This window comes from Variovorax sp. GW821-FHT09D04 (genome assembly GCF_059416405.1).
The window spans coordinates 462,343-479,403 of the sequence record NZ_JBWKPA010000005.1; the positions used below are offsets into that span (position 1 = coordinate 462,343).

The 17,061-nt window shown below is 69.8% G+C and carries 15 protein-coding genes; 8 read left to right on the top strand and 7 right to left on the bottom strand.

What is annotated here, in order from left to right:
* Entirely contained in the window at positions 1-3,021 is a 3,021-nt protein-coding gene (locus tag AC07O4_RS18885; protein ID WP_495305314.1) for a type VI secretion system Vgr family protein, read from the bottom strand.
* A gap of 123 nt (positions 3,022-3,144) precedes the next feature.
* The gene (locus AC07O4_RS18890) at positions 3,145-4,023 is read right to left on the bottom strand and encodes a LysR family transcriptional regulator (protein WP_495305315.1); all 879 of its coding nucleotides are present in this window, start codon (positions 4,021-4,023) and stop codon (positions 3,145-3,147) included.
* Positions 4,024-4,129: 106 nt separating this feature from the next.
* Here AC07O4_RS18890 and AC07O4_RS18895 point away from each other — a divergent pair, with 106 nt between their 5' ends.
* From AC07O4_RS18895 to AC07O4_RS18915, 5 genes are all read left to right on the top strand, one after another.
* A complete protein-coding gene (locus AC07O4_RS18895) occupies positions 4,130-4,756 on the top strand; it encodes a DUF6306 domain-containing protein (RefSeq protein ID WP_495305316.1) in 627 nt (208 codons plus the stop codon).
* The gene (locus AC07O4_RS18900) at positions 4,753-5,451 is read left to right on the top strand and encodes a CBS domain-containing protein (protein ID WP_495305317.1); all 699 of its coding nucleotides are present in this window, start codon (positions 4,753-4,755) and stop codon (positions 5,449-5,451) included. The genes AC07O4_RS18895 and AC07O4_RS18900 overlap by 4 nt, the downstream gene beginning before the upstream one ends.
* Positions 5,452-5,519: 68 nt before the next feature.
* Positions 5,520-6,215 carry an RNA polymerase sigma factor gene (locus tag AC07O4_RS18905; protein ID WP_495305318.1) on the top strand — a complete coding sequence of 232 codons (696 nt, stop codon included), beginning with the start codon at positions 5,520-5,522 and terminating at the stop codon, positions 6,213-6,215.
* Positions 6,216-6,252: 37 nt separating this feature from the next.
* Complete coding sequence (locus tag AC07O4_RS18910; protein WP_495305319.1) at positions 6,253-6,822, top strand: ferritin-like domain-containing protein; 570 nt, start codon at positions 6,253-6,255, stop codon at positions 6,820-6,822.
* Positions 6,819-7,226, top strand: a complete 408-nt coding sequence (locus AC07O4_RS18915; RefSeq protein ID WP_495305320.1) for a c-type cytochrome — start codon at positions 6,819-6,821, stop codon at positions 7,224-7,226. The genes AC07O4_RS18910 and AC07O4_RS18915 overlap by 4 nt, the downstream gene beginning before the upstream one ends.
* Here the strand turns inward: AC07O4_RS18915 and AC07O4_RS18920 are convergent.
* Both AC07O4_RS18920 and AC07O4_RS18925 read right to left on the bottom strand, forming a co-directional pair.
* Complete coding sequence (locus tag AC07O4_RS18920) at positions 7,213-8,535, bottom strand: aminotransferase class V-fold PLP-dependent enzyme (protein ID WP_495305321.1); 1,323 nt, start codon at positions 8,533-8,535, stop codon at positions 7,213-7,215. The genes AC07O4_RS18915 and AC07O4_RS18920 overlap by 14 nt on opposite strands.
* Positions 8,536-8,539: 4 nt before the next feature.
* Positions 8,540-9,442 (bottom strand): amino acid ABC transporter substrate-binding protein, encoded by a 903-nt coding sequence (locus tag AC07O4_RS18925; protein ID WP_062481835.1) that lies wholly within the window; start codon positions 9,440-9,442, stop codon positions 8,540-8,542.
* Positions 9,443-9,575: 133 nt separating this feature from the next.
* Between AC07O4_RS18925 and AC07O4_RS18930 the strand changes: the two genes are divergently transcribed.
* From AC07O4_RS18930 to AC07O4_RS18940, 3 genes are all read left to right on the top strand, one after another.
* The gene (locus AC07O4_RS18930) at positions 9,576-10,505 is read left to right on the top strand and encodes a LysR family transcriptional regulator (RefSeq protein ID WP_070064129.1); all 930 of its coding nucleotides are present in this window, start codon (positions 9,576-9,578) and stop codon (positions 10,503-10,505) included.
* Positions 10,506-10,778: 273 nt separating this feature from the next.
* Entirely contained in the window at positions 10,779-12,311 is a 1,533-nt protein-coding gene (locus tag AC07O4_RS18935) for an FAD-binding oxidoreductase (RefSeq protein WP_495305322.1), read from the top strand.
* 25 nt (positions 12,312-12,336) lie between these two features.
* Positions 12,337-13,593, top strand: a complete 1,257-nt coding sequence (locus AC07O4_RS18940) for a lactonase family protein (protein ID WP_495305323.1) — start codon at positions 12,337-12,339, stop codon at positions 13,591-13,593.
* Between the two features lie 3 nt (positions 13,594-13,596).
* On the opposite strand, the gene AC07O4_RS18945 is transcribed toward AC07O4_RS18940, so the two are convergent.
* The 3 genes from AC07O4_RS18945 to AC07O4_RS18955 all read right to left on the bottom strand — a co-directional run.
* On the bottom strand, positions 13,597-15,072 hold the full coding sequence (locus AC07O4_RS18945) for an N-acyl-D-amino-acid deacylase family protein (protein WP_495305324.1): 1,476 nt from the start codon (positions 15,070-15,072) through the stop codon (positions 13,597-13,599).
* A complete protein-coding gene (locus AC07O4_RS18950) occupies positions 15,069-15,986 on the bottom strand; it encodes a MurR/RpiR family transcriptional regulator (protein WP_095743851.1) in 918 nt (305 codons plus the stop codon). The genes AC07O4_RS18945 and AC07O4_RS18950 overlap by 4 nt, the downstream gene beginning before the upstream one ends.
* Positions 15,987-15,996: 10 nt before the next feature.
* Positions 15,997-17,061: alanine racemase (locus AC07O4_RS18955; RefSeq protein ID WP_495305325.1), on the bottom strand; the 1,065-nt coding region annotated here is incomplete at its 5' end.

Genomic DNA, 17,061 nt, shown 5'->3' on the forward strand with positions numbered 1-17,061 from the left:
TTACTCCACCTGGGTGAAGGCCGGCGCCGACTTGAGCGACTTCAGGAGGCACGCCACGCAGATGCTCTTGGGGAATGCCGGCAGCGGGTAGCTCTTCTGCACCGGCCCAGCCAACTTCCGCTGCACCGAGTGATAAGTGATCTTCCCCGGACACTCGAAGGTGATGTCCCCATCCTGCAGCGTGATCGACGCGCCCTGCGCCGTCGCGATGCGGATCTTCTTCTTGGCCGCGAACTCCACCGTCTGGTCGGTGCTGGCGATCTTCAGGGCCTCCTTGGCCTGCACGCGCAGTTCGTCGTGCTGCGCCTGGAAGTCCAGGTCGTCGTTGCCTGCGACGACCGACAGGCCTGTGTCTGCATCGGCCTTCTGCGCTCCGGCCAGCACGCCGATGGCCTGGCCGCTGTGCACGCGCAGCACGTCGGCCAGCGCCAGGTTGATGTCGCCGCCGCTGGCCAGCGTGGCGGTCTCGCCGCTGACGACCTGCAGCTGCTGACCCGCCACCATCGCCAGGCCGCCGCGTGCGGCCAGTGCGATCACGGCATCGCTCGTGTGCGGCACCTTACCTTCACCGGTGGCGATGGCCTTGTCTGCTGCATCCGCGTAGGCGGCATCGAGCGCATCGGCAGCGACCATGCCGCTGGCGGTGCGCTCCATGGCGGCGTACGGGGCGCGTTCCTTGTCGAGCTGGGATTCATCGGCCTTGTTGGCCCCGATGTGCCCGGCCAGCTGCACGGTCTCGTGGGTCTTGGCCGCATCGCTCAGGGCCTGGCCCAGCTGCTGCACCTGCTTGAGCAGCGCCATGCCGGCGGCGAAGTCGCCCACGGGCTCCAGCTTCTGGCCGCCTGCACCGTGGTACGTGCTCAGCAGCACGCCCTTGCCGCCGCGCAGGGCGGCATAGCCGTCGGTGCGCAGCTCCAGGCCCTGGCCTCGGAAGCTGCCTCGGAAGTTGTCGGCCTGGTGGATCAGGTGGCCCAGGTTCAGTTGGCTGTGGGCGGTGCTGGCGTGCAGCTGCACGCGCAGCTGCTGGTTCGAATCGTCGAACACCAGCTGGCTGAAGCCCTCGCCGCCGAACTCCTTGGTCTTGAAGCCACTCAGGGCGGCTGCATTGCGGTGGCCCTTGTCGTCGGCGCTGGCGCCGTGCCAGGGCGGGGCATGGCCGGCGGCGAGGTTGGCCTGGGCGCTGGGCGAGGCATTGCCCGCTTGGGCGAAGACATCTTCATTGGTTTTACCGGCGCGCGATGCGCCGCCGGGCGTGGGGGCGATGCCGCCGTCGCCGCGGCCGTTGTACAGCGCCCCGACGATGACGGGCTGGTCCACATCGAGGTCGACGAACTTGACCAGCACTTCCTGCCCGATGCGCGGCAGCCATTGCCAGCCCATGCCGGGACCGGCCTGGCGCTGGGCCACGCGGATCCAGCGGGTGCTGCGGTTGTCCTGGGCACTGTCGCCGTTACCGCCGTTCTCGCTCGATCCGTTCTGCCAGTGGAAGCGCACGCGCACGTCGCCGCGATCGTTGCAGTACAGCTCGTCGGCACCGTTGGGCGAGGTCTGGCCCGAAGGCCCGACCACGATGGCGCTGTGCACGCCGCTGGCCGTGGGCCTGGCGTGCAGGCGGGCTCCGTCGGCCGCAGCCAGGGCCGGGCGCCAGGGGCGCGGGGCGTGCACGCCTGAGAAGCTGTTGGCGTAGCCCTGGGCCTGGGCGGTGGCCAGGCTCTGGGGCTGCGGGTAGAGGCTGTTGTCGTTGCCCGTGGCTGCAGACACCAGCCCGAACACATCGGCCTCGGCCGTCACGGGAGCGCAGGGTTGCTCGAACACGAGGTGTTCCGTCAGCGCGCCCAGCTGCGCCGCAATCGACGCGGCCGTGTCCTTGGGCAGGTTGTTGATGCCCACGTGCTCGACGGTGTCCAGCAGCAGTGCAGGCCTGGCCTGCAAGCCCAGTGCGGGCGCGTCGTCGATCTCGAGGCGCGTGCCCGCGCGCAAGGTGCGCACGGTGCTGTGGCCCAGCATCAGGTCGGCGCGGCATTCGGCCGCTTCCATCATCAATGCCGCGTAGCGCTCGACGGTGCGGTTGGTGTCCCAGCCGCGGCTGCGGTCGTTCAAGCCCAGCACGTCGTCGTACTCCAGGCGCGGGGCGTTCTTGCCGCCGACCGGAAAGCGCGCCGGGGCGCTGCCCGTGAGCTGGCGCTTGCCGTCGACGTTCCAGGCGCTCAAATGCACCTGGGCCACCGATTGGCGCATGCGCCGCACCAGCGCCTGCACGGCGTCGCTGCGCTCCTGGGAGCTCTTGCGGTGAAAGCGAACAGGCGAGCCTGCATCGGCGGGCTGGGTGTCGTTGGACGAGAAGATGACGAGCTTGTGGCCCGTCGGGGCCTGGGCGTCTTCCTCGATGCGCCAGGCCAGGCCTTCTTCGGCCAGCAGGCGCGAGAAGAAGTCGTAGTCGCTCTCGCGGTACTGGGTGCAGTAGGTGCGAACGGGGGCGTCGGCCAGGAAGCTGTTCACTTCGGAAGAGAAGGCCCAGCTGCCCGCATCCGCATACGGCGCGAGCACGCGTTCGATGATGTCTGCCACGCTGCGCTGCTGGAAGACCTGGCTGCGCCCTTGCTGGGTGGCCAGCCAGAGCCAGGGCACGAGCGTGAGGCGGTAGCGCGCCAGGCCGCCGTCGGCGCCCAGCGATTCGACGGCGCGGATCAAGCCGGTGCGTCGGCCCATGGAGCCATCGGCCAGTACGGTGACCAGCGTCAGAGGTTGATCAACCAGCGATGACAGCGCCAGGTCCGCACGCAGGCTCAGGCACACGATGCGCAGCTCGAACAGCTGCGACACCGCCTCGCGTTGCACCCAGCCCTCCACGCGCAAGGCCTCGATGCTCTCGCGGGCGGCGCTGTTGGAGGACGAAGCAGCACTCGGCGCTTCAAGGCGATACAGCCGCGCCGTCTGGCTCAGCTCGGCCCACAGGGCGCTGCGGTCAGCGGATGGTGACGACGAACGCATGCGCAAGGGCACGCTGCCGTGGTTGGACATGAAACTCCCCGAACTTATTTTTCTTCCCCGCGTTGCGCGGGGTGGCATGCGTCCGATTGTCGGAGTCCCGGTGGCCCGAGCGTAAGTACCTGAAAGTAGCACCCGGCGATGCAGGACGGCGCCTCAAGCCGGCGAATGCATGCCGCTGCCCTGGCGCCCTTCTTCCGCTGCCGCCACCAGCCGCAGCCCGGCGCGCACGCGCGCCAGCGTCTCGTTCTCACGCTGCGGTGCATACACCGCGTGGGCCGAGTGCGAGAACTCGGGCGCGCCCTCCACCAGCCGCAGCCGGCCGTCGGTCAGGAAGGGCCGCGCGACGCCGATGCGGAAGTAGCCCGCGCCGCCCACGGCAAGCAGGTAGGTGAGGGCCAGCGGTCCGAGCGAGATCGACACCGGCGCGTGGGCCAGCTCCGGAAACGCGGCCTCGTGGTTGGCCGCGAAGGCCGGGCCCCAGTCGACCGACACGTAGCGCGTGCGGTCGAGCCGGCCTTCGGGGTCGGTGGTGACCATCACCAGCCGCTCCTCGGCCAGCAGTTCGGCCACCAGGCCGGGGCGCTGCGGCGGGTTGTAGAGCACGGCCAGGTCGAGCGCACCGCCCTGCACGGCGTCGAGCAGGCGCTGCGCGCTGTCGACCTCGGCGCGCAGCGCGATCTCGGGGCAGACGCGGTGCATCCAGATCAGCCAGTCGGCCAGCAGCGGATGCCACAGGCTGGGCTCGCTGCCCACGCTCACGCCTTCTTCGATCCCCGGCGGCAGCGCCACATGCTGGCGTGCGCGCTCCCACACCTGCACCAGCGTGGTCGCGTGGGCCACGAAGCGCTCGCCCGAGGCGGTGAGCCGCGCGCCGGCCTTGTTGCGCACGAACAGGCGCCGCCCGAGCTGGTCTTCGAGCAGGCGGATGCGCGCGCTGACGGCGGTCTGCGTCAGGTGCAGCCGCTCGGCCGCGGCCACGAAGCTGCCGGTGGCCGCGACTTCGAGAAAGGTGCGGGCGAGGCCGATGTCCATCGGATTCATATTAGTTTTTTTGCACTCATTTGCAATGAACATTCATTGGCTTGGGGAGAAGCACCGGTTCACCATGGGTAGGCACACGTTTCCTGGAGTCCCGCCCATGCGTCCCCTGCCGCCCATGCCCCACGCCTGCCCGCCCGACGATGCCGCTGCGCCCTTCGCCGACACGCCCGCCGCGCTGCGCGCGCAGGGGCTGCGTTTTCCCGAGCGCGTGGAGGTGTCCTCCCCGGTCTGCTATGCCGATGAGCTCGACGCGGCCTACCGCGACGCCGGCAACCGCGACGACCTGCTGGCCGCGCTGAACGAACTGCTCGAAGCCGAGCGCGCCGGCGCGCGCATCACGCTGCGCAGCGCCGCCGAGACCGACGACCCCGCGCTGCAGCGCTTGGTGACCGACATCCACCGCGACGAGGTGCGCTGGTGCGGCGTGCTGATCGACGCGATCCAGTCGCTGTCCGCCACGCCCAGCACACGCACCGGCGCTTTCTACGAGCGCGCGATGGCCGTGCCGGCACTGGGTGCGCGCCTGGCACTGCTCAACCGCGGCCAGGGCTGGGTGGTGCGCAAGCTGCAGGCGCTGCTGCCGCACATCGGTGACGCGCACATCCACGGCGAGTTGACGGCCATGCTGGTGTCGCACCAGCAGAACATCGCGCGCGTCGATGCGCAGCAGGCACCCCAGGCACCACAGGCCCCGCGCGGGCCGCAGGAAGGAGCTTCATCATGAATGCACAGGACGTCATGACCTCGCCGGTCTTCACCGTCGCGCCGGACACGCCGGTGCGCGACATCAGCGCGCTGCTGCTGGCGCGCCACATCAGCGGCGTGCCGGTGCTCGACCAGGGCGAGGTGGTCGGCATCGTCAGCAAGTCCGACCTGCTGCACCGCTACGAAGCCGAGCCCGGCGGCGCGCCGCCGCACCCGTGGTGGCAGCGCTGGGTGCAGCGCACCGCACCGCCGCGCGATTACGTGCGCGCGCACGCCCTGCGCGCGGCCGACCTCATGACGCACGAGCCGGTGTCGATCGCCGAAGACCTCTCGCTGGCCCGCGTCGCGCAGCTGTTGACCGCCTACCGCATCCAGCGCCTGCCGGTGGTGCGCGGGCGCCGGCTGGTGGGCATCGTGACGAGCGGCGACCTGGTCGAGGCGCTGCTGCGGCAGGCCGAGGCCGACACCGCGCGCGCCGATGCGGGCGACGACGCGCAGATCCTGGCGCGCCTCGTGGCCGAACTGGAACGGCAGACCTGGTGGAGCCGCGCGTGGTCGCATGTGTCGGTGGACAACGGCATCGTGATGTACCACGGCATGGTCGGCAACGAGGCGGAGCGCGACGCGGCACGCGTGGCGGCCGAGGGCATCGCGGGCGTGCGCGGCGTGGTCGACGAGCGGCTGTGCACGATCGAATGGCAGACGATGGTCTGAAAGGCAAAAAAGAAAGTTGCAACACGGCACGGGGGTGCGCCATCCAATGGGCAGAAGGAACCCACCGCATGCCGCCCACCGCCCTGCCCCTGACTGCCGATGCCGACGCGAAGGCGTCCGACGCCGAACTGGCCGCACGCGCCGCGCAGGGCGACACGCAGGCCTTCGCGCGCATCATGCGGCGCCACAACCAACTGCTGTTTCGCACCGCGCGCAGCATCCTGCACAGCGACGCTGACACCGAAGACGCGCTGCAGGACGCCTACCTGCGGGCCTGGCGCGCCATCGGCGGCTTCCGGGACGAAGCAAAGCTCTCGACCTGGCTGGTGCGCATCGTCATCAACGAGGCGCTGGGCCGCCTGCGCCGCCGCGGCGCGCAGGTGATTCCGCTCGACGGCGGCGCGACTGCAGGGGACGACGACGACGCCCCCGACACGCAGCTCGCCGACGACCCCGACCGCCAACCGGAGCGCCTCGCCATGCGGGAAGACCTTCGCCGACTCATGGAGCGCCGCATCGACCGGCTGCCCGACGCCTACCGCACCGTGTTCGTGCTGCGCGCGGTGCAGGAACTCAGCGTCGGCGAAACCGCCGAGGCGCTGCAGCTGCCCGAGGCCACGGTGCGGCTGCGCTTCTTCCGCGCCCGCAGCCTGCTGCGCGACAGCCTGTCGCGCGACATCGACCTGGCGACGGGCGACGCCTTCGCGTTCGACGGCGCGCGCTGCGACCGCATCGTGGCGCGCGTGCTGGCGGCGCTGCCTTGATTCTTCCCACAACCACCACCCCCGAGGAGACCCCACCATGTCCTTTTTCCTGATGCCCACCCCGGCCGCCGCGCGGCGCGCCTTCCTCGGCCACTCCGGCCTGATGCTGTCGGGCGCCGCCGTGGCGCTGCTGGCGGGGCGCGACGCGCTCGCCGCCAAGAGCGGCGGCGCCACCGGCAACGACGTGCAGATCCTCAACACCGCGCTCGGCGCCGAGCTCGAAGCCATCGCGGCCTACCAACTCGGTGCGGAAAGCAAGCTGCTCGAGAAGCCCGTGCTCGACCTCGCCGTGACCTTCCAGGGCCACCACAAGGAGCATGCCGACCTGCTGGCCAAGACCATCGCCAAGCTCGGCGGCAAGGCCGTCGCGGCCAAGGCGCGCTACGACTTCCCGGTGGAGCAGCTCAAGTCGCAAGCCGACGTGCTGCGCTTCGCGGCGAAGCTCGAGCAAGGTGCCGTGAGCGCCTACCTGGGCGCGGTGCCGCTGTTCGTCCACCGCGAGCTGTCGAAGGCCGCGGCCAGCATCCTCGGCGACGAGGCAATGCACTGGGCCGTGCTGCGCCAGGCGCTCGGCGAGGCGCCGGTGCCTTCGGCGTTCGTGTCGTGAGCCGTGCGGCGCGCGGGCTCGCAGCGGGCCTGCTGGCCGCATGGGCCTGTGCGGCTGCCGCAACGCCCGACGCGGTGCGCGGCGAGCAGGTCTATGCGCGCTGCCAGGCCTGCCACGCGCTGGCCGCCGACCGGGTCGGGCCGCGCCACTGCGGCCTGTTCGGCCGGCTCGCCGGCAGCGTGCCGGGCTTCGCGTATTCGGAGGCGATGAAGAAGTCGCGCATCGTGTGGAACGACAAGACGCTCGACCGCTTCCTCAGCGCCCCGCTCGCGATGGTGCCGGGCAGCAGCATGACCTACGACGGCGTGCCCGACCCGCGGGAGCGCGCCGACCTGCTCGCCTACCTGCGGCAGGCGAACGACACGCCGGCCTGCGCGGCGCTGGCGCGCCCTACGCCGCGCTGACCGCGGGCGAGGCGGAGGCGAAAGCGCCCGCGATCTCGCGCGTCACGCGCAGGAAGGCTTCCATCTCGCCCACCGTGTGGCAGTGCAGCGGCGACACGCGCACGGTGCCTTCGAGGCCAAAGGATTCAAGCATCCGCTTCGAGTAGATGCTGCTGGCCACGCGCTCGTACACCGTCACGCCGCGCTGGCCGTACTCCACCACGGCCTGCGTGCAGTCGAGCCCGTCGAAGCCGATGCCCAGGATCAGGTCGCGCTGCGTCAAGTCTTCGTGGTCGAGGAACACCTGCACGCCGTCGAGCGCGCGCAGGCCCGGCGTCTGCGCGGTGCCGTCGAGCAGCGTCGCCAGCAGCGCGCGCTCGTGCAGCTCGATGCGCTCGATGCCCGCCACGAAGCGGGCGCGGCGGTCGGTCGCATCGGTGAAATGGCCGCCGAGCCAGCCCACGTAGTCGACGATTTCGGTCAGCACCGCGAACTGCCACGGCGCCGAGCTGCCCAGCTCCCAGTGGCCGGGCTTCTTGCCGGCCAGCTTGTGATGCGGCAGCGCGGCCGCGCGCTCCGACATCCACGAGAAGCCCGAGCCGCGGCAGCCGAAGAACTTGTAGGGCGCGAGGTTGATGCCGTCCACCGGCGTCTGCTGCAGGTCGATGACGCCGTGCGGCGCGTGCTGCACGGCATCGACGAGGATGTACAGGTCGGGCTTGATCTCGCGCGCGCGCCGCACGATGGCCGCCATGTCGAGCTTGGCGCCCGAGATGTTCGACGCGTGGATCACGTTGAGCACACAGGTGTTCTCGTCGACCAGCCCCACGATGGCGTCCACGTCGACGCCGCCGGTGATGGGGTTGCTCTTGGCCACGCGCAGCTCGCGCCCGAGGCGTTCGGCATACAGGCGCATGGCGTCGAAGGCCGAGGGGTGCTCGAGCGCGGTCGTGACCATGTTCGTGCCCGGCACGTTCTCGGCCACCGCGCGCACCATGTCGAACATCGCGCCCGAGGCGGTGAGCGAGGGGTACACGCTGCCGCCGGTGGCATTCAGGATGGTGCGCAGATCGTCGGCGCCGCGCGCCTGCATCGCCTGCAGCTCGACGGCGGTGGCGTGGATGCGCTCGGCGTTGTCGGGAATGGCGTCGACCTGCGCGAAGCGCTCGACCGCGGCCTTCAGCCGGAACGAACCGCCGGCGTTGTCGAAGTACAGGCGCTCGCGGCCGTGGTGGTCGCGTTCGATGCCCAGGAAGCGCTCGCGCACCTGGCGCATCAGCGCATCGGAAAGGAGCTCGCCTCGGGGCAGGTCCGCACGTGTGGCTGCCATGGTGTCAGACGCCCTTGTTGTTGGGGTTCTTGTAGATCTCGCGCACCGCGTCCGTCATCGGGAAGTTCAGGTTCGCGTTGCGCGGCGGGATCGGTGAGAGGAACCACTTGGTGTACAGCTGCTCGATGGCGCCCGACTTCATGAGGCCGTTGACGGTCTCGTCGACCAGCGCCTTGAACTCGGGGTCGTCCTTGCGCAGCATGATGCCGTAGGGCTCCTGGCGCAGCGACTCCTTGAGGATCTTGTAGTCGCCCGGGTTGGTGGCGCTGGCGATCATGCCGGCCAGCTGCACGTCGTCGAGCACGTAGGCATCGGCGCGGCCCGTGGACAGCAGCAGGAAGCCGTCGGAGGTGTCCTTGCCCGCGATCTCGTTCACCTCGATGGTGCCGCTCTTGCGCGCACCGCGCAGCAGCTGGATCGACGTGCTGCCCGAGACGGTGGCCACGTTCTTGCCGTTGAGGTCGGGCAGCGCGTTGATGCCCGAGCTCTTCTTCACGGCGGCCGTGATGTTGGTGACGAAGTGGCTGGGCGCGAAGTCGACCTGCGCCTGGCGCTGCGTGGTGTTGGTGGTGGTCGCGCAGTCGAGGTCCACGGTGCCGTTCTGCAGCAGCGGGATGCGGTTGGTCGAGTTGAGCATGGTGTAGCGCACCTCGATCTTCGGCAGGCCCAGCTTGGCCTTCACGGCGTCGACGATCTTCAGGCAGATGTCGTTGGTGAAGCCGATGGGCGCGCTGTCGGCGCTGAGCTTGTACGAGAACGGGATCTGGCTGTCGCGCGCGCCGATCTGGATCGTGCCGCTGTCCTTGATCTTGCGCAGCGTGCCGGCGTCCTGCGCGCTGGCGGCGCCGCAGGCAAAGACGAGGGCGAGTGCCAATGCGAAAGGTGCGAGAGGCAGTTTGAAGTCCATGGTGTGTTCCTTGGGTTGCAATGACGGTGGCCTGGCGCGCATCTTCTGCGTCCCGATGAATTTCTAAAAGCGATTTTTTGTGATCGAATCGCATGAAGAAAAGCGTTCTTTCTTTCAGGAGCCGCCCGCCGTGATGACCTTCAAGCAACTCGAAGCCCTCTACTGGATCGCCCGGCTGGGCGGCTTCGCGCAGGCGGCCAACCAGCTGCACACCTCGCAGTCGGCCATCTCCAAGCGCGTGCACGAGCTGGAGCAGCTGTTCGACACCGAGCTGTTCGACCGCAGCCAGCGCACGGCGCGTCTCACCGAAAAAGGCGAGGAGATGTTCGTGCTCGCCAGGAAGCTGCTCGACCAGCGCGACGCCGCCGTCGAGCAGTTCGGCAAGCCCGGCGTGGTGGAGCGGCGCATCCGCCTGGGCGTGACCGAACTCACCGCCATGACGTGGCTGCCGCGCCTGGTCGGCCTGATCCAGCAGCACTACCCCAAGGTGATCCTCGAGCCCGACGTGGACGACAGCCTGCAGCTGCGCGACAAGCTGCTGGCCGACGAGCTCGACGTGGTCATCGTGCCCCACACCTTCGCCGACTCGCGCATGCAGAGCAAGGTCATCGGCCGCGTGAAGAGCGCGTGGATGTGCAAGCCCGGCGTGGTGCAGGCCGGCGGCACCGTGCGCCTGCACGACCTGGCGCGCCACCGCATGCTGGTGCAGGGCAACAACTCGGGCACGGGCCGTGCCTACGACGCCTGGATGAAGGACCAGGGCGTGCAGCCCGCCAACGCGATCGTGGTGAGCAACCTCGTGGCGCTCACGGGCCTCACCGTGTCGGGCCTGGGCGTGAGCTACCTGCCGCGCGAATGCCTCGCGCCGCTGGTCGACGCCGGCATGCTCGAGGTGCTCGACGTGACGCCCGCGCTGCCCGTGGTGCGCTACGTCGCCATGCACAAGGGCGAGCACCGCAGCGCGCTCACCTCGTCGATCGTGATGCTGGCGCAGGCGTGCTGCGACTTCACGCGCATGTTCCAGGCACAGCCAGAAGAAGAAGCCGCGGCCGGCGCACGCTGAGATCGCGGGCGCCTTCCGCGCGCCCTTGTTGCGCATCGAACGCGGTGTTCGTGACGCGAAACCCACATGCTTTCGAGGGGGTGCGACGCGCTCGAAATTGACGGCAAGATGAGCGCCATCGCGCGGCATTCAGCCCGACCCGCTGGAGATAAGACATAACGCTTCCATTTCCGGCCGGCCTTGCAAATGAATACCCGCGCGTAAGACACGCCCCAGGTTCCGCGTCCTTCTTTCGTCTTACCGCCGTCGCACGACGTCCTTCAGAAAGTGCCCATGACCATCACCGTGACACGCCAGGATCCGCGCTACAACACCCTGAAGAAAGGCTTCAACCTGCGATGGCCTTCCGTTGAGTCGGACGCGGCGTCGCGCATCGAGCTGGTGGAGAACGCAGACGATGCCGCCGCCGCGCTGCAGCGCATCGTCGATGCAGGCCGGCGGCCCACGGTGCGCAGCGGCGGGCACTGCTATGAAGACTTCGTCTCCAACAACCCCGGCGGTGCGATCCTCGACCTGAGCCTGCTCACGCAGGCCAGTGCCGAGCGCAAGGGCGACGGCCGCTACCGCGTCGCACCCGGCACGCAGAACTGGAACGGCTACCTCGAGCTGTACAAGCAGAGCAACGTCACGCTGCCCGGCGGCTCCTGCTATTCGGTGGGCGCGGGCGGGCACATCTGCGGCGGCGGCTACGGCCTGCTGTCGCGCCTGCAAGGCCTCACGGTCGACTGGCTTTCGGCAGTGGACATCCTCACGGTCGATGCGCGCGGCAAGGTCGTGCCGCGCACCGTGGACGCGACGCGCGAACCAGACCTGTTCCGCGCCTGCCGCGGCGCGGGCGGCGGCAACTTCGGCGCGATCACCAGCTATGTGTTCGACACCTTGCCGACCGCGCCGCGCGAGGTGGCACTCGCGGTGGTCGCGTTCGACTGGGCCAGCATGACGCCCGCGCGCTTCGCCCAGCTGCTCGCCATCTACGGCGACTACTGGGCCACGCGCGGCACCTCGCCCGACACCTGGGGCATGTTCTCGCTGCTCAAGCTCACGCACCGGTCGTCGGGCCAGATCGTGATGCTCACGCAGTTCTGCAACCCCGACGGCACCTGCAACGACCTCACGGTGCTCCACGACTTTCTCGAGCGCTTTCGCGCCTGCACGCCCGTGCCGCTGAAGGGCCGCGCGCCCGGCGTGGGCCCGGCGCCGCAGCGGGACACGGGCCAGCTGCTGTGTTCCAAGCCGCACACCGTGACGCGCTACGACTGGCTCACGGCCACGCAGTACCTCAACGGCTCGGGCGAGAACCAGCGCGGCAAGTACAAGTCGGCCTACATGAAGCGCAGCTTCACCGCCCGCGAGGCGCAGCGCATCTACACGCACCTCACGCGCACGATGCCCGGCATCGACCTGAGCCAGTCGCTGGTGCAGGTCGACTCCTATGGCGGCGCGATCAACAAGCCCGAGCGCATCGACGACACCGCCGTGCCGCAGCGCGCGTCGATCATGAAGCTGCAGTACCAGACCTACTGGCGCAGCGCGGCGGACGATGCGGGCCACCTGCGCTGGATCGGCGATTTCTACCGCGACGTGTACGGCACGCCCGACGTGCCCGAGCGCTTTGCCGGCACGCCCTACCCCGGCGAGCGCTACGAGGGCTGCTACATCAACTACCCGGACAACGACATGCTGGCGCACCCGTTCTGGCCGCAGCTGTACTACGGGGACCAGGGGCTCTACGCCTTCCTTCGGAAAGTGAAGCGGCGTTACGACCCGAACAACATCTTTCACCATGCCATGTCGGTGCGGCCCTGAACCCTTGCACGAGAGGAAAGAACCCATGACACACAGTCCCAGCCAGCCCGGTCAGAACCGCCGCGCCGTCATGCAGTGGATCGGTGGTGCCTCCGCACTCGGCGCATTGACACCACTGGCCCCCGCCAGTGCGCAGACGCCCGAGACTGCACGCAGCGCAGTCGCCAGCACCCTGCCCGCACCCCGCTTCGCCTACGTCGGCACCTACACCAGCGACGCACCGGGCGGCACCGCCGGTGGTCCGGCATCGAAGGGCATCTACGTGCTCGCGATCCGGGACGGCAGCTGGACGCCGGTGCAGACCGTCGCGAGCGCGAACCCCTCGTTCCTCGCGGTGCACCCGAGCCGGCGCTTCCTCTATGCGATCAACGAGATCGACACCTACCAGGGCCTGCCCACCGGCACGGCCGAGGCCTATGCGATCGATGCGAACGACGGGCGCCTGACGCTGCTCAACCGCCAGCCGCTCTCGCTCTCGGGTGTGGTCCCCGCGCACCTGGCCGTGTCGCCCGACGGCCGCGCGCTGGCCGTGGCGCTGTACGGCGGCGGTGCCTACAACGTGCTGCCCATCGAGGCGGACGGCAGGCTCGGCAAGGTCTCGGGCATCGAGAAGGAAACCGGCACCGGCTCCGACGCGCAGCGGCAGGAATCACCGCATCCCCACATGGTGCTGTTCGACGGCACGGGCCAGCGCCTGCTCGCCACCGACCTGGGCACCGACCGCATCAACGCGTTCACGCTCGCCGACGGCCAGCTGGCTCTGCTCGGCCGCACGGCCGTCGCGCCCGGCAGCGGACCGCGCCACCTCGCGCTGCATCCGTCGCAACGCTTCCTGTACGTGGTGAACGAACTCGACGCCACGGTCGCGGGCTTCGGCTACGACGCGGCGAGCGGCAAGGTCGGGGAACAGCGCCAGCGCGTCTCGACCGTGCCCGAGGGCTACACCGGCCCGAAGAACGCGGCGGCGCTGGTGATGCATCCGTCGGGGCAGTTTCTCTACGCGAGCAACCGCCGCCTGAAGTCGGACCACCCGATGGCCGACAGCATTGCCGCGTTCCGCATCGACCCGAGCAACGGCGCGCTGACACCGTTGCAGCACTGGAGCGAGGGCCTGCGCTTTCCGCGTGCGCTGGCGATGGCGCCGGGCGGCAGCCACCTCTACGCGCTCAGCCAGAAGGGCGACACCCTCTTGCGCCTGCGCATCGATCCGGCCAGCGGCAGGCTGGACCAGCCGGTGCAGGTGGCGCAGGTGCCTGCGCCCGTCTGCCTGGTGTTTGCCTGATGCCTAGCGTCCGCGCGTGAGCATCCGCCCCGCGCGTGCCAGCACCTTCGCCTCGCCCTCGCCCTCGCCACCGCGATAGGCCAGCACGCCGTTCACGAACACGCGCTCGACACCGAGGCTCACACCATGCGGCTGGTCGTAGGTGGCGGTGTCGGTGATGGTCTCGGGGTCGAACACCACCACGTCGGCCATGGTGCCGACGCGCAGCAAGCCGCGATCGGCGATGCGCAGGTTGCGCGCCGTCATGCCGGTCATCTTGTGCACCGCCTGCTCCAGCGTGAAGAGCTTGCGCTGGCGCCAGTAGCGCGCGAACACGCGCGGGAACGCGCCCCACAGGCGCGGGTGCGGATGGCGGTCGTGCGGCAGGCCGTCGCTGCCGATCATGGTGAGCGGGTGCGCAATGACGCACTCCACGTCTTCTTCCTGCATCTGGAAATAGCAGGCGCCGCCGGGCTTCAGCCGCAGGCAGGCCTCCTGCTCGGTGGTGCCCCACTCGCGCGCGATGTCGGAGATGAGGCGGCCGGTCATCTCGGGGTGCGGGTCGGACCAGGTCAGCAGCACGTCGATCACGCCGTCGACCAGGTCTTCGCGCAGCACGGTGGAGCCGGCCACGTAGGGGTAGACGTCCATCGCGATCTCCTGGCGCTGCGAGAGCGCCTCGATCAACGGCAGCGTCTCCTTCGTGCGGCCCCAGTTCGCGGGGCCGGCGCACTTGTGGTGCGAGATGACCAGCGGCACGCCCGCGCTGAAGGCCGTGTCGCCGGCCTCGTGCAGCGCCTCGATGATCTGCTGCATCTCGCTGCGCAGGTGCGTGGCGTACACGCCGCCGTGGCGTGCCACGACGCGCGCGAGCGCGGTGACCTCTTCGGCCGGCGCGGCAAAGGCCTCTTCGTAGAACAGGCCCGATGACATGCCGTGCGCGCCTGCGGCCATGCAGTCGTCGAGCAGCGCTTCCATGCGCGCGAGCTCATCACCATCAGCGGGCCGGTCGAGCGCCTGCATCGCCGCGAAGCGCAGCGTGGTGTGGCCCACGAGGGCTGCCACGTTGAGTGCTGGCTGCACCGCATCGACCGCCGCACGGTACTCGGCCATGGTCGCGTGCTTGAACGAGTCCGCACCCAGCAGCGTGAGCGGCGGCTTCGACTGCGGCGTGCGGTAGGGCGCCAGCGAGATGCCGCAGTTGCCCGTGACCACGGTCGTGATGCCCTGCGACACCTTGGGCAGGCACAGCGGGTCGCGCAGCACGATGGCGTCGTCGTGCGTGTGGGCGTCGATGAAGCCGGGCGCGATCACCTTGCCGCGGCAGTCGACCACGTCGACGTCGGCGATGTTCAACCCTGCAGGCAGCCGCGTGCGCAGGCCGTCGCCCAGCGCCAGGATGCGGTCGCCCTGCAACAGCACGTCGCCGGGCCACGAAGGGCCGCCCGAGCCGTCGACCACGAGGCCGGCTTCGAGCAGCACGGCTTGGGTGTCGCTCATGGTTCGCTGTCTCCCTTTTTCGTGTTGATGCCGCCGCCGTCCCAGCTTTGCAGCGGGTGCGTGGTGGCGTCGATGCCGTGGCGCTGGAAAGCCTCGCGCGCGCGCTGCAGGCGCTGCACGGCGGGTTCGCCGCGGCGCTGCGCCACCAGCACGGTGAGGATCTCGATGACCGTGAGGTGCGTGAGGTAGGCGTCGATACCCACGTGCATCACGGCGTCGTCGGGCACCGACAGGCCGATGAGGAAGTCGGCCTTGGCCGCCAGCGCCGTGCCCGGCCGCGTGATCGCGACCACCTGGGCGCCTTGCCCGCGTGCGATGTCGACCGCGTCGAGCAGCGAGGGCATGCCGCCCACGTGCGAGATGGCGATGACCACGCCGCCCGGGCGCTGCGCCGCGCCGGCCACCTGCTGCAGGTGGTAGTCGGCCCAGGCGTTGGCCGACAGGCCGAGGCGGAACAGCCGCGCCTGCAGGTCGTTGGCCATGAACCACGAGGTGGCGCCCGCGCCGTACAGGTCGACGTGCGGCGCGGCCGCGATGGCGCGCACGGCGCCGTCGAGCACCTGCATGTCGAGCTGGCCGCGCACGCCCGAGACCGAGGCCGCGGCGCTGCGCGCGATCTTGCTGACCACTTCGTCGGCGGCGTCTTCGATGTTGACGCGGCGGTGCAGCGGCGAGCCGCCGAGCGCCAGCTCCTGCGCGAGCGCGAGCTTGAACTCGCGCAGCCCGGCAAAGCCGAGGTCGCGGCAGGTGCGCATGATGGTGGGCACCGAGCTGCGCGAACGCTCGGCCAGCTGCTCGAAGCTCTCTTCGAGCGCGCGGTCGGGGTCTTCGAGGATCAGGTCGAGGATCGCGCGCCGCGTGGCCGGCGCGTCGCTGCGCGCCTCGGCGATCCTCTGGAGCAATGAGGGCGTCATCGGTGCGCTTTTAGAAGTGCATGGCGACGGCGTCGCTCACGCGGTAGTCGTTTTCGACCACGGGCATCCAGTGCCATTTGTCGAAGGTGGTGCAGGGGTGCGAGATGCCCAGGCCCACGCGGTCGCCGACCTTGGGTGCATCGGCCTCTTCGCTCTCGTCCCAGCGCAGGTAGGCGTGCTGGTCATTCAGCGCCGTGATCTTCCAGCCGGCGGGCACGCCCTGCGGCTGCAACGCGCCGCGGGCGGCGCGTGCGATCGGCACGGGCATCGACAGGTCGAAGGAGATGTCGCGCTTGCCGACCGACAGGATCGCCAGTCCCGGCTCGGGCCGCGACTGCACGTTGGCCCAGACCTCCATCGCCGGCGTCAGGCCCTCGCCGCATTCGCAGCCCAGGCGCTCGTCGACCACGTTCACCATGCGCTTGTAGAAGCCGTGGTCGTGCGTGACGTAGCAGCCCGAGCGCAGAAGGCCGCGCACCGGCGCACCCAGCGCGGGCTTCAGGCGCCCGGCCACGAGGTCGAAGATGGCCGAACCGCCGGCCGAAACCAGCACCTCGTCGGTCTCGAAGAGCTGGTGCGTGTCGCAGTGGCGCGCCACGGCCTCCACGCGGTCCATCAGCGTGGTGGCGTAGGCCGTGTCCGGCCCGCTTTCGCCCGTGGCGCCCTGCCCTTCATAGGTCTCGATGCCCACGAGCTTGGCCGCGTCGCTGGCGCGCACCCGGGTGGCGAGCGCAATGGCTTCGTCGTGCGTGCGGCAGCCGGTGCGCGCACCCTGCACGCCGATCTCGAGCATGACCTCGAAGGGCACGCTCGCAGGATGGCGCTTCGACCAGTCTTCGATGAGCGCCAGCTGCGCGATCGAATCGACCAGGAACACCACACGCAGGTCCGCATGGTCGGCCAGCAGCAGCTGGATGCCCGCGAGGTCTTCGTCGCTCACGACCTGGTTGGCGATCAGCGTGCGGCGCGCGCCGGCGGCCACGCCCACGGCCAGTTGCGTGACGGTGGCAAAGGTCAGGCCCCACGCACCCGCATCCAACTGGCGCTGGAACAGCTGCGGCGACATGGTGGTCTT